This window comes from Streptomyces sp. ISL-99 (assembly GCF_018614005.1).
GTDB lineage: Bacteria > Actinomycetota > Actinomycetes > Streptomycetales > Streptomycetaceae > Streptomyces > Streptomyces flavidovirens.
This window is the reverse complement of record NZ_JAGGPC010000057.1, coordinates 71,183-95,861: the sequence shown is the minus strand read 5'-3', so window position 1 is coordinate 95,861 and position 24,679 is coordinate 71,183. Positions and strand designations below refer to the sequence as shown.

Annotated in this window: 25 protein-coding genes; 12 read left to right on the top strand and 13 right to left on the bottom strand. The window is 71.4% G+C overall.

Translation table 11 applies throughout. The features are described 5' to 3' along the window. The first annotated feature begins 62 nt into the window (after positions 1 to 62). The 5 genes from rimO (at position 63) to J7E91_RS29730 (ending at position 3,872) form a co-directional block, all read left to right on the top strand. Positions 63 to 1,565, top strand: a complete 1,503-nt coding sequence (gene rimO, locus J7E91_RS29750; RefSeq protein WP_214909808.1) for a 30S ribosomal protein S12 methylthiotransferase RimO — start codon at positions 63 to 65, stop codon at positions 1,563 to 1,565. Further along, a complete protein-coding gene (gene pgsA / locus J7E91_RS29745) occupies positions 1,562 to 2,215 on the top strand; it encodes a CDP-diacylglycerol--glycerol-3-phosphate 3-phosphatidyltransferase (protein WP_028814223.1) in 654 nt (217 codons plus the stop codon). The genes rimO and pgsA overlap by 4 nt, the downstream gene beginning before the upstream one ends. Before the next feature lie 20 nt (positions 2,216 to 2,235). Continuing rightward, complete coding sequence (locus J7E91_RS29740) at positions 2,236 to 2,745, top strand: CinA family protein (protein WP_214909807.1); 510 nt, start codon at positions 2,236 to 2,238, stop codon at positions 2,743 to 2,745. Between the two features lie 109 nt (positions 2,746 to 2,854). Beyond that, positions 2,855 to 3,235 (top strand): helix-turn-helix domain-containing protein, encoded by a 381-nt coding sequence (locus J7E91_RS29735; RefSeq protein WP_028814221.1) that lies wholly within the window; start codon positions 2,855 to 2,857, stop codon positions 3,233 to 3,235. Positions 3,236 to 3,401: 166 nt separating this feature from the next. Then, positions 3,402 to 3,872: a Dps family protein gene (locus J7E91_RS29730; protein WP_214909806.1), complete on the top strand. Its 471-nt coding sequence runs from the start codon at positions 3,402 to 3,404 to the stop codon at positions 3,870 to 3,872. A 503-nt stretch (positions 3,873 to 4,375) separates the two neighbouring features. Here the strand turns inward: J7E91_RS29730 and J7E91_RS29725 are convergent. From J7E91_RS29725 to J7E91_RS29715, 3 genes are all read right to left on the bottom strand, one after another. Next, positions 4,376 to 5,140, bottom strand: a complete 765-nt coding sequence (locus tag J7E91_RS29725; RefSeq protein WP_214909805.1) for an SDR family NAD(P)-dependent oxidoreductase — start codon at positions 5,138 to 5,140, stop codon at positions 4,376 to 4,378. An 81-nt stretch (positions 5,141 to 5,221) separates the two neighbouring features. Further along, a complete protein-coding gene (locus J7E91_RS29720; RefSeq protein ID WP_214909804.1) occupies positions 5,222 to 6,019 on the bottom strand; it encodes an Fpg/Nei family DNA glycosylase in 798 nt (265 codons plus the stop codon). A gap of 204 nt (positions 6,020 to 6,223) precedes the next feature. Then, positions 6,224 to 10,858, bottom strand: a complete 4,635-nt coding sequence (locus tag J7E91_RS29715) for an ATP-dependent helicase (protein WP_214909803.1) — start codon at positions 10,856 to 10,858, stop codon at positions 6,224 to 6,226. 97 nt (positions 10,859 to 10,955) lie between these two features. Here J7E91_RS29715 and J7E91_RS29710 point away from each other — a divergent pair, with 97 nt between their 5' ends. Genes J7E91_RS29710 through J7E91_RS29700 form a run of 3 tightly spaced genes read left to right on the top strand, consistent with a single transcriptional unit; the run spans position 10,956 to position 12,884 of the window. Then, positions 10,956 to 11,819: an AraC family ligand binding domain-containing protein gene (locus tag J7E91_RS29710; RefSeq protein WP_374224797.1), complete on the top strand. Its 864-nt coding sequence runs from the start codon at positions 10,956 to 10,958 to the stop codon at positions 11,817 to 11,819. A gap of 10 nt (positions 11,820 to 11,829) precedes the next feature. Next, complete coding sequence (locus J7E91_RS29705) at positions 11,830 to 12,579, top strand: AzlC family ABC transporter permease (RefSeq protein WP_308377497.1); 750 nt, start codon at positions 11,830 to 11,832, stop codon at positions 12,577 to 12,579. Next, positions 12,576 to 12,884 carry an AzlD domain-containing protein gene (locus J7E91_RS29700; protein ID WP_214909799.1) on the top strand — a complete coding sequence of 103 codons (309 nt, stop codon included), beginning with the start codon at positions 12,576 to 12,578 and terminating at the stop codon, positions 12,882 to 12,884. The genes J7E91_RS29705 and J7E91_RS29700 overlap by 4 nt, the downstream gene beginning before the upstream one ends. Before the next feature lie 54 nt (positions 12,885 to 12,938). Here the strand turns inward: J7E91_RS29700 and J7E91_RS29695 are convergent, their stop codons facing one another. After that, positions 12,939 to 13,853, bottom strand: a complete 915-nt coding sequence (locus J7E91_RS29695; protein WP_214909797.1) for a hypothetical protein — start codon at positions 13,851 to 13,853, stop codon at positions 12,939 to 12,941. A gap of 79 nt (positions 13,854 to 13,932) precedes the next feature. Between J7E91_RS29695 and J7E91_RS29690 the strand changes: the two genes are divergently transcribed. Both J7E91_RS29690 and J7E91_RS29685 read left to right on the top strand, forming a co-directional pair. Continuing rightward, positions 13,933 to 14,127, top strand: a complete 195-nt coding sequence (locus J7E91_RS29690; RefSeq protein WP_214909795.1) for a DUF3046 domain-containing protein — start codon at positions 13,933 to 13,935, stop codon at positions 14,125 to 14,127. Between the two features lie 149 nt (positions 14,128 to 14,276). Then, positions 14,277 to 15,443 (top strand): AI-2E family transporter, encoded by a 1,167-nt coding sequence (locus J7E91_RS29685; protein WP_251016462.1) that lies wholly within the window; start codon positions 14,277 to 14,279, stop codon positions 15,441 to 15,443. A 42-nt stretch (positions 15,444 to 15,485) separates the two neighbouring features. On the opposite strand, the gene J7E91_RS29680 is transcribed toward J7E91_RS29685, so the two are convergent. From J7E91_RS29680 to J7E91_RS29660, 6 genes are all read right to left on the bottom strand, one after another. After that, positions 15,486 to 17,648, bottom strand: a complete 2,163-nt coding sequence (locus J7E91_RS29680; RefSeq protein WP_214909791.1) for an MMPL family transporter — start codon at positions 17,646 to 17,648, stop codon at positions 15,486 to 15,488. A gap of 16 nt (positions 17,649 to 17,664) precedes the next feature. Continuing rightward, on the bottom strand, positions 17,665 to 18,441 hold the full coding sequence (locus J7E91_RS29675; RefSeq protein WP_214909790.1) for a cytochrome d ubiquinol oxidase subunit II: 777 nt from the start codon (positions 18,439 to 18,441) through the stop codon (positions 17,665 to 17,667). A gap of 38 nt (positions 18,442 to 18,479) precedes the next feature. Next, positions 18,480 to 18,866 (bottom strand): cytochrome ubiquinol oxidase subunit I, encoded by a 387-nt coding sequence (locus J7E91_RS36350; protein ID WP_251016461.1) that lies wholly within the window; start codon positions 18,864 to 18,866, stop codon positions 18,480 to 18,482. Positions 18,867 to 18,886: 20 nt separating this feature from the next. Further along, complete coding sequence (locus J7E91_RS36345; RefSeq protein ID WP_308377496.1) at positions 18,887 to 19,414, bottom strand: cytochrome ubiquinol oxidase subunit I; 528 nt, start codon at positions 19,412 to 19,414, stop codon at positions 18,887 to 18,889. A 126-nt stretch (positions 19,415 to 19,540) separates the two neighbouring features. Continuing rightward, positions 19,541 to 20,206, bottom strand: a complete 666-nt coding sequence (locus J7E91_RS29665) for a response regulator transcription factor (protein ID WP_214909789.1) — start codon at positions 20,204 to 20,206, stop codon at positions 19,541 to 19,543. Next, positions 20,203 to 21,366: a sensor histidine kinase gene (locus tag J7E91_RS29660; RefSeq protein WP_214909788.1), complete on the bottom strand. Its 1,164-nt coding sequence runs from the start codon at positions 21,364 to 21,366 to the stop codon at positions 20,203 to 20,205. The genes J7E91_RS29665 and J7E91_RS29660 overlap by 4 nt, the downstream gene beginning before the upstream one ends. A gap of 197 nt (positions 21,367 to 21,563) precedes the next feature. Here J7E91_RS29660 and recA point away from each other — a divergent pair, with 197 nt between their 5' ends. Then, a complete protein-coding gene (gene recA, locus J7E91_RS29655) occupies positions 21,564 to 22,697 on the top strand; it encodes a recombinase RecA (RefSeq protein ID WP_028814211.1) in 1,134 nt (377 codons plus the stop codon). 3 nt (positions 22,698 to 22,700) lie between these two features. After that, complete coding sequence (gene recX, locus J7E91_RS29650; RefSeq protein WP_214909787.1) at positions 22,701 to 23,306, top strand: recombination regulator RecX; 606 nt, start codon at positions 22,701 to 22,703, stop codon at positions 23,304 to 23,306. Positions 23,307 to 23,530: 224 nt separating this feature from the next. Here recX and J7E91_RS29645 read toward each other — a convergent pair whose 3' ends face one another. The 3 genes from J7E91_RS29645 to J7E91_RS37415 all read right to left on the bottom strand — a co-directional run bounded on the left by J7E91_RS29645 (position 23,531) and on the right by J7E91_RS37415 (position 24,637). Continuing rightward, positions 23,531 to 23,920, bottom strand: a complete 390-nt coding sequence (locus J7E91_RS29645) for a rhodanese-like domain-containing protein (RefSeq protein ID WP_374224796.1) — start codon at positions 23,918 to 23,920, stop codon at positions 23,531 to 23,533. Then, positions 23,917 to 24,486, bottom strand: a complete 570-nt coding sequence (locus J7E91_RS29640) for a cysteine dioxygenase family protein (protein ID WP_214909784.1) — start codon at positions 24,484 to 24,486, stop codon at positions 23,917 to 23,919. The genes J7E91_RS29645 and J7E91_RS29640 overlap by 4 nt, the downstream gene beginning before the upstream one ends. 79 nt (positions 24,487 to 24,565) lie before the next feature. Then, complete coding sequence (locus J7E91_RS37415) at positions 24,566 to 24,637, bottom strand: putative leader peptide (RefSeq protein ID WP_309544753.1); 72 nt, start codon at positions 24,635 to 24,637, stop codon at positions 24,566 to 24,568. Positions 24,638 to 24,679 lie beyond the last annotated feature (42 nt).

The following is a 24,679-nucleotide window of genomic DNA, read 5'->3' as shown; positions in this document are numbered from 1 at the left end:
GCCGGTCCCCGTGGAACCCCTCGCGGCGGGGGCGCGCGCCGGGACAAAGTAGTCTTGAGTCCATGCCCGAACGCCGCACCGTCGCCCTTGTCACTCTTGGCTGCGCCCGTAATGAGGTGGACTCGGAGGAGCTGGCAGGCCGCTTGGCAGCGGACGGCTGGCAGCTCGTCGAGGACGCCTCGGACGCGGACGTCGCCGTCGTCAACACCTGCGGATTCGTCGAAGCCGCCAAGAAGGACTCCGTCGATGCCCTGCTGGAAGCCAACGATCTGAAGGATCACGGCAAGACCCAGGCCGTCGTCGCCGTGGGCTGCATGGCCGAGCGGTACGGCAAGGAACTCCAGGAAGCGCTGCCCGAGGCCGACGGCGTACTCGGATTCGACGACTACGCCGACATCTCCGACCGCCTCCAGACCATCCTCAACGGCGGCATCCACGCCTCCCACACCCCGCGCGACCGGCGCAAGCTGCTTCCCATCAGCCCCGCGCAGCGCCAGGACGCCTCCAGCGCCTCCGATGTGGCGCTTCCCGGGCACGCCCAGGACACGCCTCCCGAGGATCTGCCCGAGGGGCTCGCGCCGGCTTCCGGGCCGCGTGCGCCGCTGCGGCAGCGGCTCGGGAACAGCCCCGTCGCCTCCGTGAAGCTCGCGTCCGGGTGTGACCGCAGGTGTTCCTTCTGCGCCATCCCGTCGTTCCGCGGATCGTTCATCTCGCGGCGTCCGTCGGACGTGCTGGGGGAGACGCGCTGGCTGGCCGAGCAGGGCGTCAAGGAGATCATGCTGGTCTCCGAGAACAACACGTCGTACGGCAAGGACCTCGGCGACATCCGTCTCCTGGAGACGCTGCTGCCGGAGCTCGCGGAGGTCGACGGCATCGAGCGGGTACGGGTGAGCTACCTGCAGCCCGCGGAGATGCGGCCGGGACTCATCGACGTACTGACGTCCACGCCGAAGATCGCGCCGTACTTCGACCTGTCCTTCCAGCACTCGGCGGCGGGTGTGCTGCGCTCGATGCGGCGCTTCGGTGACACCGACCGCTTCCTGGAGCTGCTGGAGACGATCCGCAGCAAGGCGCCGCAGGCCGGCGTGCGGTCCAACTTCATCGTCGGGTTCCCCGGCGAGAGCGAGGCGGACCTCGGCGAGCTGGAGCGTTTCCTCACGGGTGCGAGACTGGATGCGATCGGCGTCTTCGGGTACTCCGACGAGGAGGGCACCGAGGCCGTCACGTACGACAACAAGCTGGACGCCGACGTCATCGCCGAGCGGCTGGAGCACATCTCGCGGCTCGCGGACGAGCTGACCGCCCAGCGGGCCGAGGAACGGCTCGGGGAGACGGTCGAGGTGCTGGTCGAGTCGGTGGACGGTGAGGACGGCGCGGTGGGCCGGGCGGCGCACCAGGCGCCCGAGACGGACGGCCAGGTGCTGTTCACCTCGGGCCAGGGGCTGACCGTCGGCCGTATGGTCGTCGCGAAGGTCGTCGGGACCGAGGGCGTGGACCTGGTGGCGGAACCCTGCGAGATTCTGGGAGGCGACCCCCAGACCCCCGACGAGGAGGCAGGCAGATGACCGGAGTCCCGGCATCCGCTGCGGGTGGAACCGGCGCCAAGCCGGCGCCCGGCGGGAAGCTGGGCGCTGCGGCCGTCAATCAGGCCAGCCTCTGGAACATCGCCAACATCCTCACCATGATGCGGCTGGTGCTGGTGCCCGGCTTCGTGATGCTCATGCTTCAGGACGGCGGGTACGACCCGGCCTGGCGCGCATGGGCGTGGGCGGCCTTCGCCGTCGCCATGATCACGGACATCTTCGACGGACATCTGGCCCGTACGTACAACCTCGTCACCGACTTCGGGAAGATCGCCGACCCGATCGCCGACAAGGCGATCATGGGCGCGGCGCTGATCTGCCTGTCGGCGCTCGGGGATCTGCCGTGGTGGGTGACGGGCGTCATCCTCTTCCGGGAGCTGGGCATCACGGTGCTGCGCTTCTGGGTGATCAGGCACGGAGTCATTCCGGCCAGCCGCGGCGGCAAGATGAAGACGCTCATGCAGGGTGTGGCGGTCGGGATGTACGTGCTGGCGCTGACGGGGCCGCTCGCGACGCTGCGGTTCTGGGTGATGGCGGCGGCGGTCGTGCTGACCGTGGTGACCGGTCTTGACTATGTGCGGCAGGCCGTGGTGCTGCGGCGGGCCGGGATCGCGGCGGAGTCGTCACGGTGACGGGTGGGGCTGGTGAAGATGTGAGTGGTGCCGCTGAGGTGCTGGAGGTGCTGGCGGCACGGGGCGAGACGCTCGCCGTCGCCGAATCCCTCACCGGCGGTCTGCTGGCCGCTGAGCTCACCGCCGTGCCAGGAGCCTCGCGGGCCTTCCGCGGGGCTGTCACGGCGTACGCCACAGAGCTGAAGCGGGACATTCTCAGGGTCGACGCGGCACTTCTGGAGCAGCGCGGGGCCGTGGACCCGGAGGTCGCGCGGCAGATGGCGGCAGGGGTACGGCGCGTACTCGGAGCCGGGTGGGGCATCGCGACCACGGGTGTCGCGGGGCCCGAGGCCCAGGACGGGCAGCCCGTCGGGACGGTTTTCGTGGCAGTCGCGGGGCCGGACGGGGCCGGGAAAGTGGCCCGGTTGAGGTTGAACGGAGACCGGGCGGTAATCCGTATGGAGAGTGTACGAAGCGCGCTGACCCTGCTCTTCGGCGAACTGAACGAAAATGCGCGGGCACAGGATACGGAACAGAACGGGGGGAATTGATGTTTGCAGCCCTGAGTGAACACGACATCGCTCCCCGCACGGCCGCAGCGCGAGGCGGTACGGTGGGGCGTGAAGGATGCGGCTACGCGGTCCGAGGAGGGAGCCACCGATGATTCTGCTCCGTCGCCTGCTGGGTGACGTGCTGCGTCGGCAGCGCCAGCGCCAGGGCCGTACTCTGCGCGAAGTCTCCTCGTCCGCCCGAGTCTCACTCGGCTATCTATCCGAGGTGGAGCGGGGGCAGAAGGAGGCATCCTCCGAGCTGCTCTCCGCTATCTGCGACGCGCTTGACGTACGGATGTCCGAGCTCATGCGCGAAGTGAGTGATGAGTTGTCGCTGGCTGAGCTGGCGGAGTCGGCTGCGAGCGAGCCGGTGCGTCCACCGGTACGCCCGATGCTCAATTCCGTTTCGGTGACGTCGGTGGCAGGTGTGCCACCGGAGCGGGTGACGATCAAGGCACCCGCCGAAGCGGTGGACGTGGTCGCCGCCTGATTGCGGCGATTCAGAGCTGATCCAGAGCTGATTCAGAGCTTGTGGGGGAGCCCCGGTGGTCCTGAGGGACCGCCGGGGCTCTTTCATGCCCTCCTATGACCGTTTTGGGTCGTATGTGCCATGGTGGTGGGAACGGTGAAAGGCCGGTTCCCGAGGAGGAAAACGGATGTCTGTCGTGAAGAGCACCCTGCCCGAGGCGGATCTCAAGGCGGTGGGTGAGGCCTTGCAGGGCGCGCTCGTGGACCTGGTGGATCTCTCGCTGGTGGCCAAGCAGGTCCACTGGAATGTGGTGGGGCCGCGCTTCCGGTCCGTACATCTGCAGCTCGACGACGTGGTCGCCTCGGCGAGGCTGCACTCGGATTCGGTGGCTGAGCGGGCATCGGCCCTGGGCGTCAATCCGGACGGGCGGTCCGCGAGCGTGGCGCGTGCGACGGCGATCCGGGAGGTTCCGTCGGGGTGGATCAAGGATGTGGACGCGGTACGGATCCTGGTGGACGCGCTCGGTGTCGTGGTCGGGCGGATGCGCGAGCGGATCCAGGTGACCGCCGAGCCGGATCCGGTGACCCAGGACATCATCATCGGGCTCACGGCGGATCTTGAGAAGCACGCGTGGATGTTCCAGGCCGAGAGCGCGTAGGGCGAGCGCAGGCGAGCGGGCTGCGCGAGCGCGTGCGGTGTCTGGTGCGGGCGGGTGCGCCGGAGTGTGCTTCCGGTGCGCCCTCCCGCCGTGTCATGGGGCCCGCCTAGCGTCGGCCGGAGGAGGCAGCCATGGCATGGCGTGACTTCTGGGGACGACGCGGTGCGGTGCGGGTGTCGGCGTTGGTGCTGGGCGCGGTGTGGTGGTGCGCCGCACTGCGGCTTGTGCTGATGCCGGAGCGGACTGGAGTGGTGGAGGGTGCGGTGGCGGCGGGCGGCTGGGGGCTGAGCCTGCTGCCGGTTCATGTGGTGTCGGAGGCTGCGGCCGGGGTGGGTTCGGGGCGCCGGCGGAGGCGCGGGCGTACACCGGGCGGGGAGGGGGGCGCCGGGGCCCGGCTTGCGGGGGCGCTGTGGCGGGGGGCCGGCGGGGCGTGGCGGTGGGGGGCGCGGAGGCGTGGGGCTGGGCGGCGGGGGGCGTAGTGCCGGGGGCATGGTGGCGTCGGGCTACCAGGGCATTGCGACGCCGCCGTTCGGTCGGAGGATCTGGCCCGTCGTGAAGGCGGAGGCGTCCGACGCCAGGTGGAGGACGGCGTGCGCGACGTCCTCGGGCGCGCCGACGCGGCCGAGCGGGGACGCGTGGACCAGGGCGGCCTCGGCCCGGTCCTGGAGCGCCGCGTCGTGGCGGTCGGTCATGGGGGTGCGGATCCAGCCGGGGGCTACGGCGTTCACGCGGATGGAGTGGGGGCCGAGCTCCGTGGCGAGCGTCCTGGTGAGCTGTACGACGGCTGCCTTGGCCGTGCTGTAGCAGAGCAGACCGGCGTTCGCCGCGTCCACCGCGCCCGACGCCATGGTGATGATGCTGCCGGGGGTCCCGGCCGCGATCATGGCGCGGGCCGCCTCCTGGCAGGCGTACAGAACGCCCTTGAAATTGACCGCCAGGACGCGGTCGAGGTCCTCGTCGCGGGTCTCCAGGACGGTGCTGCGGTGCATGATTCCGGCGATGGCCGCGAGGATGTCGACCCGGCCGGCCGCGGCGACCGCCTCAGCGAGCCGGGCGCGGTCCGTGACGTCCAGGGGGTGGGGATGGGCGGTGCCGCCTGCCCTGGTGATCAGGGCGGTGGTCTCGTGCAGGCCGTTCTCGTCGCGGTCCGCGCAGTGGACGGTGGCGCCGGCTTCGGCGAGGAGCAGTGCGCTCGCCTGGCCTATGCCGCTCGCGGCGCCGGTGACGAGTGCGGTGCGGCCGGTGAGGTCGTACGCCTTGAGGGGCATGCGGGGACGGTACGGCCGTAGCTGACGGGGCGTCAACTGGTGGGCTGGTGTGTGGAGCGCCGGGCGGGTGGTGCCTCTCTCTCAGGGGGGCGGGCCCGACTGGCAGCGTGGGCACCAGTAGGTGGGGCGGAGACGGCTGCCGTCGCCCTGGTCGGCGTGGCGGATCGTGGCGCCGCAGCGCAGGCAGGGGCGGCCGGCGCGTCCGTACACGTAGAGGAGCGGGGTGGGCGCGCGTTCGCGGAGGGTGGTGCGGCGGCCGAGGCGGTCGCGGTTGGCGTCCAGGAGGCGTTTGGCGGCGGCGACCAGGCGTTCGGGGGCGGGAAGTTCGCCGATGGGCAGCCAGGGGGTGGCGCGGGCGAAGAAGCACAGCTCCGACTTGTAGATGTTGCCGATGCCGGCGAGGTTGCGCTGGTCGAGGAGGGCTTCACCGAGGGGGCGGTCGGGGGCTGCGAGGAGGCGGCGGAGTGCTTCTTCGGCGTCCCAGTCCGGGCCCAGGAGGTCGGGGCCGAGGTGGCCGACAGCCTGGGCTTCGTCCTCGGTCCGGATGAGTTCGAGTACGGGAAGGCGGTAGCCCACGGCCGTGTGGTCTGCGGTGCCGAGGATGGCGCGGATCTGGTGGGCGGGGCCGCCGCGCCATCGTTCGGCGGGGGCGTAGATCTTCCAGGCGCCGTCCATGCCGAGGTGGGAGTGGAGCGTGAGACCGCCCTCGATGCGGGCGAGGAGGTGCTTGCCGCGAGGGGCGACGTCCAGGACGGTGCGGCCGGTCAGGTCGGCGGTGGCGAACCGGGGGACGCGGAGGTCGGCGCGGGTGAGGGTGTGTCCGGCGAGGGCGGTGTGCAGGAGCTGGGCGGCCTGCCAGACGGAGTCTCCTTCGGGCATGGGTCCATGATGCGGTGGAGGGGGCGGGGGCGGGGCTGGGACCGGGCGTGCCCGGCTTGTTTCTTCCCCCCCCCCCCGCCCCTTCCCGAAGGCCTCAATCGCCGGCCGGGCTCAAAACGGGTCGGTGGCGGTGCGCACTGGGCCGGGGCGCCGGGTGAGGCCCGTATGCGGGCTGCCGTGCAGGTGGTCGCTGGGGCGGCGGGCTCACGGGCGGAGGCGGAGGCCGCGGGGAGTGGGGTGGAAGCCCGCTGCTTCGAGGGTTTTGCCCAGAGGGGAGGTCAGGGCGGGGGCGCCGTTGGTGCGTTCCACGGTGACCGTGCCCAGAGCGCCTTGTCTGGCCGCCGCCGCCAGGGCTTCGGCCGCCGCGGTGAGGCGGGGGTCGGAGGCCGACGGGTCGTTCGGGGCGGTGGGCCACGCCAGCAGGGTCTTGCCGCCGCGCTCCATGTAGAGGGTCAGCTCGCCGTCGACGAGGACGACCAGGGCCCCGGCCTTGCGGCCGGGTTTGTGGCCGGCGTCGGAGGGCGGTTCCGGCCAGGGCAGAGCCGCGCCGTACGCGTTGGCGGGGTCGGCGGCGGCAAGGACCACCGCGCGGTTCGGGGAATCGGTTTCCGCGCGCTCGCGCGCGGTGGCAGCCGCGCGCAGGCGGTCGACCGCGCCGTCCATCGCGAACTGGGCGGCGCCGAGGCCCTCCACGACGTAACCGCGGCGCGCCTGCCCGCTGTCCTCGAACGCGGCCAGGATGCGGTACGTCGCCGAGAAGCCGCCCTCGACCCCTTCGGCGGCGACCGCGCCGCGCGTGACCACACCGTGCCGGTCGAGCAGGGTGCGGGCGAGCGCGTGGGCGCGGTGGGTCGGGTCAGGTTCGTGGGCGGGGAGCAGGGACCAGCGGCCGGAGACCGTGGGCGGGCCGGTGCGGGAGGCGGGGCGGGCGGCCGCACTGAGGGTGCCGTACCGCCCGCGCGGGACCGTGCGTTTGGCGCGGTGGGCGGTGGAGCCCGCCGTACGGCCCGAGCCCAGAAGGGAGCGCAGGGGCGCGAGGGTGTCGTTGGTGAGGCGCCCTGACCAGGCCAGGTCCCACAGAACGTCGGCCAGTTGGGGATCCGTGCAGTCGGGGTGGGTGGTGGCGCGGACCTGGTCGGCGATCTGGCGGAAGAAGAGACCGTACCCACCGGAGAGGGTGGTGAGGACGGACTCGTGCAGCGCGGTCAGTTCGAGGGGGTACGGCTGTGGGAGGAGCAGGGGCGCCGCGTCGGCGAGGTAGAGGGATACCCAGCCGTCCTTGCCCGGCAAGGCACCCGATCCGGCCCAGAGGACCTCGCCGGTGGTGGTGAGCTCGTCGAGCATCGCGGGTGAGTAGCCCACGACGCGGGACGGGAGGACCAGCTTTTCCAGCGCGGACGCGGGGGCTGAGGCGCCCTGCAACTGCTCCACGGCGCGCACCAGTCCGTCAATGCCCCGCAGGCTGCTGCTGCCCAGGTGCTGCCACTGGGGCAGGAACGTGGCGAGGGCGGCGGGCGGAACCGGTTCGAGCTCATGGCGCAGGGCGGCGAGGGACCGGCGCCGGAGGCGGCGCAGTACCGTCGCGTCGCACCATTCCTGGCCGATGCCGGCGGGATGGAACTCGCCCTGTACGACCCGGCCGTTCGCGGTGAGGCGTTGCAGGGCGCCGTCCGTCACCGCCGCGCCCAGGCCGAACCGGGCGGCGGCCGTGGCGGACGTGAAGGGGCCGTGGGTGCGGGCGAAACGGGCCAGGAGATCGCCGAGCGGGTCCTTGACGGGCTCGGTGAACGCTTCCGGTACGCCGACGGGGAGCGCGGTGCCCAGCGCGTCGCGCAGCCGGCCGGCGTCCTCGACGGCCGCCCAGTGGTCGGCCCCCGCGATACGGACCCGGATGGCCCGGCGGGCGGTCGACAGCGCCTCTGCCCACCCTGGTTCGGCGCCGCGCGCCTCCAGCTCCGTGCCGGTGAGCGGGCCCAGGACCCGCAGGAGGTCGGCGACGCCCTCGATGTCCTTGATACGACGGTCTTCGGTCAGCCACTGGAGCTCCTGCTCCAGCTCGGTCAGGACGTCGGCGTCGAGCAGCTCGCGCAGCTCCGCCTGGCCGAGCAGCTCGGCCAGGAGCCGGGAGTCCAGGGAGAGCGCGGCGGCGCGCCGCTCGGCGAGGGGCGAGTCGCCCTCGTACAGGAACTGGGCGACGTAACCGAAGAGGAGGGAGCGGGCGAACGGGGACGGCTCGGGGGTGGTGACCTCGACGAGCCGGACGCGGCGGGACTCGATGTCGCCCATGAGCTCGGTGAGCCCGGGTACGTCGAAGACGTCCTGGAGGCACTCCCGCACGGCTTCGAGGACGATCGGGAACGAGCCGAACTCCGAGGCGACCTGGAGCAGCTGGGAAGCACGCTGACGCTGCTGCCACAGCGGGGTGCGCTTGCCCGGACTGCGGCGCGGCAGCAGCAGCGCGCGGGCGGCGCACTCGCGGAAGCGGGCGGCGAACAGCGCCGAGCCGCCGACCTGGTCGGTGACGATCTGGTTGACCTCGCCCTTGTCGAACGCGACGTCGGCGGCGCCGAGCGGGGCCTGGTCGCTGTCGAACTCCGTGCCCTGCCGGGACGGCTCTTCGCCGAGGAGGTCGAAGCCCATCAGGTCGGCGTCCGGCAGGCGCAGCACAATGCCGTCGTCGGCGTGCATGACCTGGGCGTCCATGCCGTACCGCTCGGTCAGGCGGCTGCCGAGGGCGAGCGCCCAGGGGGCGTGCACCTGGGCGCCGAAGGGGGAGTGGATGACGACGCGCCAGTCGCCCAGCTCGTCACGGAAGCGCTCCACGACGATGGTGCGGTCGTCGGGGACGTGACCGGCGGCGCGGCGCTGCTCGTCGAGGTACGACAGGACGTTGTCCGCGGCCCAGGCGTCGAGTCCGGCCGCCGTCAGCCGCAGCCGGGCGTCCTCGGGCGTGAGGGAGCCGACCTCGCGGACGAACGCGCCGAGCGCGCGGCCCAGTTCGAGGGGGCGGCCCAGCTGGTCCCCCTTCCAGAAGGGCAGCCGGCCCGGTACGCCGGGGGCGGGGGAGACCAGCACCCTGTCGCGGGTGATGTCCTCGATGCGCCACGAGGTGGTGCCGAGGGTGAAGACATCGCCCACCCGGGATTCGTAGACCATCTCCTCGTCGAGCTCACCGACACGGCCACCGCCCCGCTTGGGGTCGGCTCCGGCCAGGAAGACACCGAAGAGCCCGCGGTCGGGGATCGTGCCGCCGGAGGTGACGGCGAGGCGCTGCGCACCGGGGCGGCCCGTGACCGTACCGGCGATGCGGTCCCAGACGACGCGGGGGCGGAGCTCGGCGAAGGCGTCGGAGGGGTAGCGGCCCGCGAGCATGTCGAGGACCGCGGTGAACGCGGACTCGGGGAGCGAGGCGAAGGGCGCCGCGCGGCGGACGACGGCGAGCAGGTCGTCGGCCTGCCAGGTGTCGAGGGCGACCATGGCGACGAGCTGCTGGGCCAGGACGTCGAGCGGGTTGGCGGGAACGCGCAGCGCCTCGATGGAGCCGCTGCGCATGCGCTCGGTGACGACGGCCGACTGGACGAGGTCGCCCCGGTACTTCGGGAAGACGACGCCGGTGGAGACCGCGCCGACCTGGTGCCCGGCGCGGCCGACGCGCTGGAGGCCGGAGGCGACGGACGGAGGTGACTCGACCTGGACGACGAGATCCACCGCGCCCATGTCGATGCCCAGCTCCAGGCTGGAGGTCGCGACTACGGCGGGCAGCCGGCCGGCCTTCAGGTCTTCCTCGACCTGGGCACGCTGTTCCTTGGAGACCGAGCCGTGGTGGGCGCGGGCGAGCAGCGGCGGGGCGCCCTTGGCGGCGCCCGCCTGCGCCATGAGTTCGGCGGGGGAGTGGCCATCGGGGAGAGGTTCGCCGGTGGCCCGTTCGTACGCGATCTCGTTGAGCCGGTTGCACAGGCGCTCGGCGAGACGACGGGAGTTCACGAAGACGATCGTCGAGCGGTGGGCCTGGACGAGGTCGGCGATGCGCTCTTCCACATGCGGCCAGATCGACGGCTTGTCACCCGCGTCGTCCCCCTTGGCGGGGGCGCCGCCCAGCTCGCCGAGATCCTCCACGGGGACGACCACCGACAGGTCGAACTCCTTGCCCGAAGGCGGCTGGACGATGGCGGCCTGCCGCTGGGGGGAGAGGAAGCGGGCGACCTCGTCCACCGGCCGTACCGTCGCCGACAGGCCGATCCGGCGGGCGGGCCGCGGCAGCAGCTCGTCCAGCCGCTCCAGGGATACGGCGAGATGCGCGCCGCGCTTGGTCCCCGCGACGGCGTGCACCTCGTCCAGGATCACCGTCTCGATGCCGGCCAGGGCGTCGCGGGTGGCGGACGTGAGCATCAGGAACAGCGACTCGGGTGTGGTGATGAGGATGTCCGGCGGCTTCGTCGCCAGTGACCGCCGCTCGTTGGCCGGGGTGTCGCCGGAGCGGATGCCGACCCGCACGTCGGGTTCGGTCAGCCCCAGGCGTACGGCCTCCTGGCGGATGCCGGTGAGCGGGCTGCGGAGGTTGCGCTCGACGTCGACAGCGAGAGCCTTGAGCGGCGATACGTACAGCACCCGGCAGCGCTTCTTCGGGTCGGCGGGCGGGGGCTTGGACGCCAGGTTGTCGAGGGCGGCGAGGAACGCGGCCAGGGTCTTTCCGGAGCCGGTCGGGGCCACGACCAGGACGTCGGAGCCCTCCGAGATGGCCTGCCAGGCACCTTCCTGCGCCGCGGTGGGCGCGCTGAAGGCCCCCGTGAACCAGCCGCGGGTCGCGGGGGAGAAGGAGTCGAGCGCAGTCCTGGACATGTCCCCCATCGTGCACCCGACCACTGACAACGGGCGTCCAGGACATGGACGCGCAGGTCAACGGCTCGTGGCACGGACGCAGAATGGCCTTATGGCGATGACGGAGGCGCGAAACGCGGACGAGTGGGCGCGACACTGGCAGTACCCGGGGGTCCCCGGCCTCGACCTGCTCCGGGCCCGCTACGTGCGCCACTCGTTCTCGCGGCACAGCCATGAGGGGTTCGTCTTCGGCGCGGTCTTCCGCGGAATCGAGGACGTGGTGATGCCGCAGGGCACGATCAGGGCCCGCCCCGGCACCGTCGTCATGATCAACCCGGAGGTGCCGCACTCGGCCCGCGCGGGCGTGCCCGAGGGATGGTCGTACGCCACCCTGTACCCCTCGGTGCAGGTGGTCGCCTCCATTGCCGAGGAGACGACGAGCCTGCGGGGAACGGCCGGTTTCGCCGAGACCCTCGTCGAGGACGCCGACACCGCGCGCCTCATCCGCGCGGTGCACACGGCTGCCGAGGAGGGCAACGCGCTCGCCGCCGACAGCCTGCTGCGTATCGCCGTGGCCAGACTGCTGCGGCGGCACGGCCAGACGCTGCCCGCACGTACGCCGACGGCGGCGGGCGCCCGTACGGCGGCGCTCGCGAAGAGCCTTCTCGAGGAGCGCATGGCGAAGCCCCCTTCCCTGGAACAGCTCGCGAACGAACTCGGGACCGGTCCGTTCGCGCTCCTGCGCGCGTTCAAGTCGGCGTACGGCATGCCGCCGCACACCTGGCTCACCAATGCGCGCGTACGCAGCGCCCGGCGCCTCCTGGAAGCCGGCACGGCCCCGGTGGAGGCCGCAACCGCGGTCGGGTTCAGCGACCAGCCGCATCTGAACCGGCACTTCACCCGGATTGTCGGGGTGCCGCCCGGCGCCTATCAGCGGGAGCGCGCAAGAACGTACAAGACCGGTCGTGGCCGCCCGTCGTAGTGTCCCGGACGTGGCAGAACAGACAGCACAGACAGCACCCCCGGCGATACGTACAGAACCGCCTGCGGCCAAACCGGACAGCGCGGTCGTCCGTGACGCGCTTGGCGTGGGCGTCGCCGTCGGACTCTCCGGCTTCGCCTTCGGCGTGACCTCCGCGGGATCGGGCCTCACCCTGCTCCAGACCTGCGCGCTCAGCCTCCTCGTGTTCACGGGGGCCTCGCAGTTCGCGCTCGTCGGCGCCCTCGCGGCGGGCGGCAATCCGTTCACCGCCGCCGCGGGCGCCTTCTTCCTCGGCGTACGCAATGCCTTCTACGGGCTGCGGCTGTCCCAGCTGCTGGCCCTGCCCCGATTCGTACGCCCCTTCGCCGCGCACTGGGTGATCGACGAGACGACAGCGGTGACGCTCGCGCAGCCCTCGCGCCGCAGCGCCCGGCTCGGCTTCACCGTCACGGGACTGACCCTGTACGTGCTGTGGAACCTCACCACCCTGGTGGGCGCCATGGGTGCGGAGGCCATCGGTGACACCGACGCGTGGGGCCTGGACGCCGCAAGCCCCGCTGTCTTCCTCGCACTGCTGGCGCCCATGCTCCGTACCGGCATGGAACGGGCCGTGGCGGGTCTTGCCGTGCTCCTGGCGCTCGGATTCCTGCCGGTACTGCCCGCGGGCGTGCCGGTGCTCGTCGCCGCCCTCGCCGCCCCCGCTGTGCTCTGCGTACAAAGCCGCAGGGCAGGCCGCACCGAGAAGGAGGAAGGCCGATGAGCGTCTGGATCGCGATCGGCGCCACCGCCGTCGGCTGCTACCTCGTCAAACTGCTCGGCCTGCTGGTGCCGGCGGGGGCCCTGGAACGCCCGCTCGTGAAGCGGCTGGCCGCCCTGCTGCCCGTAGCCCTGCTGGCCGCGCTCACCGCCCAGCAGACGTTCAGCACCGGTCAGCAGCTGATGCTCGACGCGAGAGGCGCGGGACTCGCGGCGGCGGCGCTCGCGCTTGTCCTTCGCGCCCCTTTCCTCGTCGTGGTGGGGGCCGCCGTGGTCGTCACCGCCGGTGTACGGGCGGTCAGCGGCTGACGTGCCGTGTCCGCCATCGCCGCCCTGCTGCTGCGGGACGTCACCACGCCGGAATCAGCCGATGACGCGTCCGTACGCCCGCAGCGTCAGCAGTGCCTCGATCGTCACGACCGGACGTGACTCAAGGGCCGTCCCCGGCGCCCACTCCCGCCAGCGGATCGGCCAGCCCCCGTCCTCCCGCTGCGCGGCCGCGAGGAAGTCCAGCGAGCGGCTCATCTCCTCGTCGCTGAACCAGCGACGGGCGAGCGATCCCGGCGTACGGGCGTAGTCGTAGGCGAAGTGGTGCTCGCCCGGCGCGTACCCGGCGGCGACCGGCTGCTCCCCGGCCCGCGCCGGGTTCAGCACCACGAGCCGCTGTTCGCGCACCAGCCGGCCGAGCCGGTCCGCGGCGGCCTCGGCCCGCGTCCGGTCGGGCACACCGTCCAGGAAAGCGACCGCCGCCTGAACCTCGTACGGGTGGGACTCCTCCAGCGCCTCGACGGCGGCCCAGCAGAAGTCGGTGGCCCTGAAGAGCCACGCGTGCCACACCTCATTGCGGTGCAACAGCCCCACGACCGGCCCCGTCGCCAGGAGGTCACCCGGAGGGTCGTCGACGACCGGGACGAACGGCGCTGCCGGATAGCCGCGCAGCGAAGGGTGCACCGCGGGCAGCGCCCCCTCCTTCGTCGACACATCCGACAGATAGCGGCACATCCGCTCCACCCGCGGGCCTTCGCAGCGGCCGATGGAATCGAGGACACGCAGCGCGTGCGCGACGTGCAGCGGCTGGCTCACGGGACCGCGCAGATCTGGTTCCAGCGCGTAGCCGTAGCCGCCGTCCTCACCCTGGTACGGGGCGAGCGCCGCTTCGACCGCGTCGGCGTCGCCCTCCAGGAAGTGGTAGGCGAAGTGCCGCTGTTCGAGCACGCGGGCCGTCAGCCAGACGAACTGCTCGGCGCGTGCGAGGGGGGATGTTCCGGATCCAGCCATGGAACGACCGTAGAACGGAAAGCGCCCTCGGCAAGCTCCGCGCGCGGGGCTGCACTCTCAGGGGCGCGATACTGGAGTCATGCGGTTGACGATTTTCTGGGAGCGGATGGCGGAGCACTTCGGCGAGGCGTACGCCGATTCCTTCGCCCGCGACCATGTGATGGCCGAGCTCGGCGGTCGTACGGTGCACCAGGCGCTGGACGCCGGCTGGGAAGCGAAGACCGTCTGGCGCGCCGTCTGCGCCACGATGGACGTGCCCGCGGACAAGCGCTGACGTGCAGGCCGCAGGTGGGGAGCGGGTGCGATGTCACAGGCATGGGCGAGACTGAACCCGTGGCATCCACTGACGAGCCTGCCGGGCCAGAAGACTCGCCGACCGCTCCGCCGCCCGCACCCCCGGGGGCCGACAGCGGGCGGGCGGGCATGCCCCGGTGGCTGCCGCGCGCCATGGTGCTCGCGCTCGCGCTCTTCGCCTGCTTCCAGCTCGGCAACTGGGCGTTCCATCAGCTCGTCGGCCTGCTGCTCAACATCCTGATCGCCTTCTTCGTGGCCCTCGCGATCGAGCCCGCCGTCGGCCGGATGGCGGCCCACGGCATGCGCCGCGGCCTCGCCACCTTCGTGGTGTTCATCGGGGTGCTGGCCGTGGGCATCGGATTTGTCGTACTGCTCGGCTCGATGCTGGCCGGCCAGATCGTCGAGATGGTCGAGGACTTTCCGAAGTACCTCGACCAAGTGATCAACTGGATCAACCGGACCTTCCGCACGGACCTTTCCCGGGTCGGGGTCCAGGACAGTGTCCTGAACTCCGACTGGCTGCGGAAGTATCTGCAGAACAGCGCGACCGGCGTGCTGGAGGTGTCGGCGACCGTGCTCGGCGGACTGTTCCAGTTGCTGACGATCTTCCTGTTCTCCTTCTACTTCGCCGCCGACGGACCCCGGCTGCGCCGCGCCCTGTGCTCCGTACTGCCGCCCGCCCGCCAGACCGAGGTGCTGCGCGCCTGGGAGATCGCGGTCGACAAGACCGGCGGCTACATCTACTCGCGCGGCCTGATGGCGCTCATCTCCGGTGTCTCGCACTACGTCCTGCTGCTGATCCTCGACGTACCGTACGCGCCCGCCCTCGCGGTGTGGGTGGGAGTGATCTCGCAGTTCATTCCGACGATCGGTACGTACCTGGCGGGCGCACTGCCGATGCTGATCGCCTTCACCGTCAACCCCTGGTACGCGCTGTGGGTGCTCGGATTCGTCGTCGTCTACCAGCAGTTCGAAAACTACGTACTGCAGCCCAAGCTGACGTCCAAGACCGTCGACATCCACCCTGCGGTCGCCTTCGGCTCGGTCGTCGCGGGCACGGCCCTGATGGGAGCCGTCGGCGCGCTGATCGCGATTCCGGCGATCGCGACGCTGCAGGCCTTCCTGGGCGCGTATGTGAAGCGGTACGACGTGACGGACGACCCGCGTGTCCACGGCCGGCACCCGCGGCGCCGGGGCACCTCGGCCCTTCTGCGCCTGCGGCGCACACTGCGCCACGAGCCCCGGCGGGTGTCGCGCACGGACCAGGCGCCGCCGTCCTCGGACGACGACGCCTGACCCGGATGCCCCGGACCCCGCCCCCGCTTCAGGTGTGGGTCGTCAGTGGCGCTCCAGCTCCACCCGCGGCAGGGCCCCGCGCAGCCACCCCGGAAGCCACCACGCGCGACTCCCCAGCAGCTGCATCACCGCGGGCACGATCAGGCAGCGGATGACGACGGCGTCCAGCAGGATCGCGACCGCCAGGCCGAGGCCGAACTGCTGGAGCATCCGGTCCGGGCTGAGCATGAAGGCCGCGAACACCACGATCATGATCGCGGCGGCCGCCGTGATCACCTTGCCCGTCGCCGCGAGCCCCTCGCGCACCGCACCCGGGGCGTCCTCGGTGCGCTTCCACTCCTCATGGATGCGGGAGAGCAGGAACACCTCGTAGTCCATGGAGAGCCCGAAAACGATCGCGAAGACCATGACCGGAATGAACGCCTCGATGGGGCCGGGCTCGACACCGAACCAGCCGTGCTGGAAGACCAGAGTGACCACGCCGAGCGCGGCCCCGATGCTGATCAGATTCAGCAGCGCGGCCTTGACGGGGATCAGCACCGACCGGAACACGGCGAGCAGCAGCAGCGCGGAAAGCCCCACCACGATCGCGACGAACAGCGGCATCCGGTCCGAGACGCTGGCGGCGAAGTCCTCGGTCGCGGCCGTGGACCCGCCGACCAGCAGATCGGCGCCGGTGTCCCGCTCCAGCGGCGGCAGTACGTCGGAACGCAGCCGGTTCACCAGCCCCGACGTCGCCTCGTCCTGCGGCGCGGAAGCCGGGAAGGCGATGACGGTCGACACCGAGCCGTCCTCGGCCGGGAGCGCCGGAGTGACCGCCGCGACCCCGTCGGTCTGCTCCACCGCGGTACGGACCCGCTCCGCCGCCTCCTTGCCGCCACCGTCCGCGACGACGACGAGCGGACCGTTGAAGCCGGGACCGAAGCCCTCAGCCAGCAAGTCGTACGCCTTACGGCTGGTCTTCGCCTGCGCGTCGTTGCCCGCGTCGGCGAAACCCAGCCGCATGTCGAGCGCGGGGGCGGCCAGCGCGCCCAGCGCGACGAGCGACACGAGCAGCGCCGCCCAAGGCCTGCGCTGCACACCGGTCGCCCAGCGCCGCCAGCCGGCACCCTCGACGCGCTTCGCCTTCGCGGCCCGCCTGGCCACACCGCGCTCGATGCGCCTGCCCAGGATGCCCAGCAGGGCCGGCAGCAGCGTCAGTGAGGCCGCCATGGTGACCAGAACGGTCAGCGCGACCGCGAGCGCCACGCCCTGCAGCGAACCCAGGCCCAGAGCCACCAGGCCCATCAGCGCGATGATCACGGTGCAGCCGGCGAAGAAGACGGTACGCCCGGCCGCGTCCAGCGCCGTACGGGTGGCCTCCTCGGCCCGTACGCCCTTCAGCAACTCGCCCCGGTAGCGGGAGAAGATCAGCAGCGCGTAGTCGATGCCGACGCCCAGACCGACGAGCATCATGACCGGCGGGGTGAAGTCGGCCACGTTCGCCAGGTGCGAGGCCATCGCGATCAGGCCCACCGACGTACCCACCGCGAACAGCGCGGCGACGACGGGCAGGCTCGCGGCGACCAGGGAACCGAAGAGGAAGACCAGGATCACGAGCGCACCCAGGATTCCCGCACCCTCCGCGGCACCGCCCCCGCTCTCTTCCGCGCCGCGCGCTGCGTCACCGCCGACCTCGGCCCGCAGCCCGTCGCCCGCGACCGACTTGGCGGTGTCGATCAGCTTTACGGCGTCCTCCTTGGCGACCTCCTCCGCCTTGCCCTTGAGGGTGACGGTCGCGTACGCGACGGTGCCGTCCTTCGAGAACGCCGCCCGGTCGTCGTACGGACTGCGCACATCGGCGACGCCGGGAAGCCTCGCGACGTTCTCGAACATGGGCTCGACCCGTTCCTCGACGTGCGCACCGCGCAGACCCGCACTGTCCTTGAGGACGATCTGCACGGTGTCACCCGCCTGCGCGGAACCGTGCTCCTGGAGCGTGGTCCTGGCGGCCTGCGAGTCCGTACCCGGGAGCGAGAAGTCGTTGTGGTAGTCGCTGCCCACGGCTGTCGAGGCGGCGGTGACAGCGATCAGGACAGCCACCCACAGGCCCAGAGCCCGCCATCGGTGCTGGTGCGAGAAGGCAGCCAGGCGCTCGAAGACACTCGCACGCCGTGCGGGCGGCCGTTGTGCGCGCTCAGCGGTCGGATCGGTACCGGTGGTCATGACAGGTCTCCTTGATTCAGAGGTACGAGGGCCGGGTGACCCGGTCGCGGAACGTCCGCCACAGCCACACCTGTGCGGCCACCAGTCCGGGCGTGACGACGAGCAGGGCAGGGACCAGGAGCGAGAGCGTGGCGTTGTCCGCCGCCGCGTCCATGAGCGGCAACCGGGAGCCAACGAGGAGCGGCAGGGCGGCCATCACGACCGCGGTCGGCGCGAACGAGTGCAGGCGGGGCATACGGCCGACGAGCTGCCTCGCCCGCTCGTACGGCCTGCCGGTCAGCCGCAGCGCGGCGAACCCGAGCCCGTGCGCCGCGAACAGCAGCGCCACGGCAAGGGCCGTGAACACCGTCAGGCCACCGGACGCCGGCCTGACCGGGTCCCCGGTCAGCAGACCCGCGTACAGCGCTCCCCAGGACAGCGCCACGGTCCAGCTGCCGCACACCACCAAGGCGTCCATAACGGTGCGCCACGCGCGCGTGGCGCACCGTCCGCGCCACCACAGTCCCGCGTCGCGCACCACCCAGCCCGTGACGAGCGGGAGCAGCACCAGGAACTGTCCCTGGAACAGCTCCCCTTCGAGCGTGGGGAAGCAACCGATCAGCACTCCGGCAGTGGCGACCAGCCACACCTCGTTGCCGAGGAAGAACGGACCGATCGACGCGAGTACCAGACGCCGTTCACCGGCCCCGCGTCCCAGGTATGCGAGCAGCATGCCCACTCCGAGATCCGCACCCGCCAGCACGAAGTAACCGGCGGCGAAGAACCCGAGAAGGGCGATGGCAAGGATGTCCATGACGTCTTTCTCCGGACCTCTTCTGTCTTCTTCTGTCTTCAGTACGAGTGGACGGGGAGGGGAGGGTCGTACGAGCCGTCCTCGGAACGGTCGTCCGTACCGAGAGCCACCCCGGAAGGCCCGCGCCCCGCGGCACGCAGCAACAGCCACCAGTTGACGGCGATCAGCAGCACGAAGAGAGCGCCGAAAACGGTGAGCGACAGCCGCAACTGACCGGTGGAGAGAGCGGAGCCCGCGTCCCGCGTTCTCAGCAGCCCGTAAATCACCCACGGCTGGCGGCCGGCCTCCCTGAAGACCCATCCCGCGGTCATCGCGACGAACGGCAGCGGCACGACGGCCATCAGCAGCACATGCCAGGCACGGAGGTGATAGACGGCCCACTTGATGGAGCCGAGGACGACACCCAGGACCGCTATGAAAAACATCAAGCCGAAGACGGACAGCATCACGATCGCGCCGGCCCTGGTCCACGCCTCGGACGGCAGATAGTCACCGGGCCCGAACTTCGCCGCCATGTCCGCCTGCAGCCGCGCCATTTCGGCCGGACGGTCGGCGGGGCGCAGATCAGCGTCAGCACCCACAGCAGCGCGAGATGGACACGCTTGCCGAAGCGGTTCCAGCCGAAAATCCACAGACCGAGGAACGTCGACTCGACGAAGAACGCGACAATCGTCTCGATCGCCAGGGAAGCGCCGAAGACGTTCCCCGCGTAGTGCCCGAGACCGCTCCACGCCATGCCGAACTGGAACTCCATCACGATGCCCGTGACGATGCCGACGGCGTAGTTGATGACGTACAGCTGCCCCCAGAAGCGCACCATGCGGGCGTGCACGGGATCGCCGGAGAAGACCGCGCGGGTCTGGATGACGGCGACGACAGTCGCCAGCCCCAGGGTCAGGGCGACGAAGAGGAAGTGTCCGCCGGCGGTGAGGGCGAACTGCAACCGCGCGAGATCGAGCGTTTCTGGTTCCACGCCTGTGACTGTGCGGGCGCGGTCAGGGCCGGGGCATCGGCCCGGAGAGGACACTGTGCGTACCCCAGGAGTCGCGGGCCCGGCCGGCGGCGTACCCCAGGAGTTGCGTCAGGGGGGAGGGGCGGGTCAGCCCAGCCAGCCGGGGGTGATCATGCCGCTCTCGTAGGCGAGGACCACCAGCTGCGCCCGGTCGCGCACACTCAGCTTGGTCATGATCCGGCTGACATGCGTCTTCGCCGTGGCCGGGCTGAGCACCAGGCGCTGGGCGATCTCGTCATTGGACAGGCCGGCGCCGACCAGGCCCATCACCTCCCGCTCGCGCTCGGTGAGGGCGTTCAGGCGCGGGCTCGGATCCGGCTGCTTGACGCGTCCCGCGAACTCGGCGATCAGCCGGCGGGTGACGGCGGGCGCGATGAGCGCGTCGCCGCGCGCCACGACCCGCACACCGTGCAGCAGTTCCATCGGTTCCGTGTCCTTCACAAGGAAGCCCGACGCACCCGCGCGCAGTGCCCCGTAGACGTAGTCGTCCACGTCGAAGGTGGTGAGGATGACGACCCGTACGCCGTCGAAGGAGGGATCCGAGACGATCCGGCGGGTCGCCTCCAAGCCGTCGAGTTCGGGCATCCGGATGTCCATCCGCACGACGTCCGGACGCAGTTCACGGGCGAGCGCCAGCGCCTGATGGCCGTTGGCCGCCTCGCCGACCACCTCGATGTCGTCCTCGTCGTCGAGAATGGAGCGGAACCCGGCCCGCACCAGCGTCTGGTCGTCGGCCAGCACCACGCGGATCACGCGTCGCCCCCGAGGGGGATGCGGGCCTCTACGAGGAAGCCGCTGCCGGTGTCCAGGGCGGTCAGTTCGCCACCCAGTGCCCGTGCCCGTTCTGCCATTCCGTTGATCCCGCTGCCCTCCGCGCCGGGCGCCGCGCCCTGTCCGTAGTCCTCGATACGCACCACGACATTGTCGCCGTCGCGCCGCACGGTGACGACAGCCGTGTGCGCCCGGGCGTGACGGGCGACGTTCGTGAGGGACTCCTGGACGATGCGGTAGGCGGCGAGCGAGACCTGCGGCGGCAGTCCTTGCGCCGCGTCCTCGACGGTCGTACGGACGTCGAGTCCCGCCGCCCGCGCGCGGGCGGTGAGTTCCTCGATCTGCTCGATACCGGCGGTCGGAGTGACCGGCGCGCCCTCTGCGTCGTCGACCTGGCGCAGCACGCCGAGCGTGGCGCGCAGTTCGCGCAGCGCGTCCTTGCTGCTGTCCCTGATCGCCTCCAGAGCGGGCACCAGCTCCTCGGGGCCGCGCGGCCGCTTGGAGTGGCGGTGCAGGGCGGCGCCCGCCTGAACGTTGATCAGGGAGATGTTGTGCCCGAGAACGTCGTGCAGTTCACGGGCGATACGCAGCCGTTCCTCGGTCGCGGACTGCCGCGCCCGTACGTCCTTCTCGCGCTCGGCGGCACGGATCCGCTGCTCGACCTCGCGCAGGTAGGCGCGGTGCGTACGGTGCACCTGGCCGATCGCGATCACGCCGACGAACCAGCCGGCCATCAGGAAGATCGCGGCGTCGTCGACGTGCCGCGCTCCCCGGGTCACCACCTGCTCGACGTACACGGTGGACAGCATGGTGACGACGGCAAGCGTGATGGCCGCGGCGAGGTGTCCCTGGGCGGCGACCGTGTAGAGCGCGTACGCGAAGGCCAGGAGCAGCAGCGGCAGGTCGACGGGGCTGACCGGGAAGTACGCCGCGCAGCACAGCAGGGTGACCACCGCGACGGGCACCGGCCACCGGCGGCGCCACAGCAGGGCCGAGCAGCCGACGGCGATGAGCGACCAGCCGAGCAGGAGGCGGCCCGGGGAGTCGAATGCGTCCCGGTCGCGCACCAGGGTGCCGACGACTGTGACCAGGGCGACACAGGACGCGACGGCGAGGTGCACGGTGCGCTGGGGGAGGGGCATGGAGCGAAGGATAGGCGGGGCGGGGGGCGCGGGGCGGCGGGCGTGGTGCGCTTGACAGCAAAATCGAACATCCATTCTCATGGGGTCCTGGCCGTGTAGCGCGAGGGTTTATCCACAGGTCAGGACGACGCCGGGACGCGTTGTCAGTGGCAGGAGATAGCGTCATTGACGTGAAGCGATCGACTCAAGCAAATCGGGTGGAACCCATGGCAGCAGGCACCGACCGCGAGAAGGCGCTCGACGCCGCGCTCGCGCAGATTGAACGGCAATTCGGCAAGGGCGCGGTGATGCGCCTCGGCGACCGGCCGAACGACCCCATCGAGGTCATCTCCACCGGGTCCACCGCCCTGGACATCGCCCTCGGCGTCGGCGGGCTGCCGCGCGGCCGCGTGGTGGAGGTGTACGGACCGGAATCCTCCGGTAAGACGACGCTGACGCTGCACGCCGTGGCCAACGCGCAGAAGGCCGGCGGCACCGTCGCCTTCGTGGACGCGGAGCACGCACTCGACCCCGAGTACGCCAAGGCGCTCGGCGTCGACACGGACAACCTGATCCTGTCCCAGCCGGACACCGGCGAGCAGGCGCTCGAAATCGTGGACATGCTGGTCCGCTCGGGCGCCATCGACCTCATCGTCATCGACTCCGTCGCGGCCCTCGTGCCGCGGGCGGAGATCGAGGGCGAGATGGGCGACTCGCACGTCGGTCTCCAGGCCCGGCTGATGAGCCAGGCACTGCGCAAGATCACTGGTGCGCTGCACCAGTCCGGGACCACAGCGATCTTCATTAACCAGCTCCGCGAGAAGATCGGTGTGATGTTCGGCTCGCCGGAGACCACGACCGGTGGCCGGGCGCTGAAGTTCTACGCCTCGGTGCGGCTCGACATCCGCCGCATCGAGACCCTGAAGGACGGCACGGACGCGGTCGGCAACCGCACCCGCGTAAAGGTTGTCAAGAACAAGGTCGCGCCGCCCTTCAAGCAGGCCGAGTTCGACATCCTCTACGGGCAGGGCATCAGCCGCGAGGGCGGTCTGATCGACATGGGCGTGGAGCACGGCTTCGTGCGCAAGGCGGGTGCCTGGTACACGTACGAGGGCGACCAGCTCGGCCAGGGCAAGGAGAACGCCCGTAACTTCCTGAAGGACAACCCCGATCTCGCCGACGAGATCGAGAAGAAGATCAAGGAGAAGCTGGGCGTCGGCGTCAAGCCGGTGGCTCCGGGGGCCGAGCCCGGTGCGGACGCGGCGGTCAGCGCCCCGGCCGCCGACGCGAAGTCGGTGCCGGCTCCGGCGACCAAGGCCAAGGCGGCCAAGCCCGCGGCAGCCAAGAGCTAGACCGTGACCCGGAGAACGGACTGGCCGGGAAACGCAAGCGAAGGCATGGACGCCGAGGACAGCGGCAGCCCCGCCCCGTCGAGGGCCGGGAAGGGGCTGCCGCCTCAGGATCCGGGTGAGCAGGCGCGGGCGATCTGTCTGCGGCTGCTCACCGGAACCGCCCGCACCCGAAAGCAGCTCGCGGACGCCCTTGCGAAGCGTGGCATCCCGGACGACGTGTCGGACGAGGTGCTGTCCCGCTTCGAGGAGGTCGGGCTCATCGACGACGCGGCCTTCGCGGACGCCTGGGTGGAGTCCCGCCACCACGGCCGGGGCCTCGCCCGGCGGGCGCTCGCACGGGAGTTGCGGAACAAGGGAGTCGCCCCCACCCTCATCGACGACGCGATGGGCCGGCTCGACTCCGACCAGGAGGAAGAGAGAGCCCGCGAGCTCGTGGCCCGCAAGCTTCGCTCCACCCGCGGCCTGGAGCGAGACCGCCGGCTGCGCCGCCTCGCCGGCATGCTGGCCCGCAAGGGCTACCCCGAGGGCATGGCCCTGCGGGTGGTCAGACGCGCCCTCGAAGAAGAGGGCGAAGCCGCGGACGACGACCTGGGCCACGACCCGCTCTGAGCCGCAGCCCATGTGGAGGCTTCGGCCCGACCGGGCGCTTTGCCGGAGGGCGCCCACCCGGGTTCGGCGGTCCGGGGCGGGCAGGCCCCCGGTCGCGGGCGCGGACCCGCCCTTCCTGTGCACAGCAAACGTGTGCACAGGAGAGTCCCCGCGCATGGCACAGGAACCCAGCCACCGACCCCGGCGCCAGCGAGCCCGCTGAACGCCCGTCACCGGGTGAGCCTTTACGGAGCCACCGGGAGCCCCGCCGCTCGCCATGCCTGGAACCCGCCGTCGAGATCCGTCGCCCGGTGCAGCCCCAGCTGCCGAAGGGACGCCGCCGCGAGACTCGACGCGTACCCCTCGTTGCAGATCACCACCACCCGCAGATCATGACCGGTGGCCTCCGGGGCCCGGTGGCTGCCCTGCGGATCGAGCCGCCACTCCAGCTCGTTGCGCTCGACGACGAGCGCCCCCGGGATCAGTCCGTCCCGCTCGCGCAGAGCGGCGTACCGGATGTCCACCAGCAGGGCGCCGGCCGCTGCGGCGTCGTACGCCTCCTGCGGTCCGATCCGGTCGAGCCCTTCGCGCACCCGCGCCAGCAGTTCGTCGATGCCGGTACGTTCGCCGCTCACTGCCACTCCTCGGGATGCTCGACCTGCTCCAGACGCAGCACCGCTCCCGTTCGGCTGTAGCGCCGCATCATCGGCAGCGGCGGGAAGTAGGCGTGCACGGAGACGGCGTGCTCGTCCGCCGACTCGTTCAGGACCTGGTGCACATGGTGCGCGCCGAAGGCCCGTCCCCGGCCGGCCGTCAGCTGCCGCTCGCGGTCGACCCCGTCGGCCAGTTCGAGGGTTTTCCAGCCCTCCGTGGGGATGCGCGCCGCGAGCGACTCCTCCCGTAGCGTGCCCGCCGCCGCGGCGAAGGCACCGTGTGAGCCGCCGTGGTCGTGCCAGCCGGTGCCGGTGCCGGGCGGCCAGCCGATCAGCCATGCCTCGCTTCCGCCGGGCCCGTCGAGCCGTACCCAGGTACGGCCGCCGGGGTCGAGCGGAAGGGAAGCCACCAGGGAAGCGTCGGCGGCCGTACGGCGCACGAACTCGAGCAGTTCCGCGCAAGAGGGAGAGGGCGAGGGGGAGGGGGAGGGCGACGCGCTCCGGGGAACGCTTTCGGGCGCGTCTGAGGAACGTGCGGAAAGAGACACAGGGGACCGTCCTGGAGAAGTTCGCGAGAACGCGCGGCCGGACGCACAGCACGGCACAGCGCGAGAGAAGAAGGGCGAATCAGCAGGACGGGCGACACACGCAGCCCGCATAGCGGACGAGGTCCATATGGACCCTCCGCCACAGGCGCACATCGGTGTCGGTCACGCTCCGGAGTACACCACGCACGCCTGC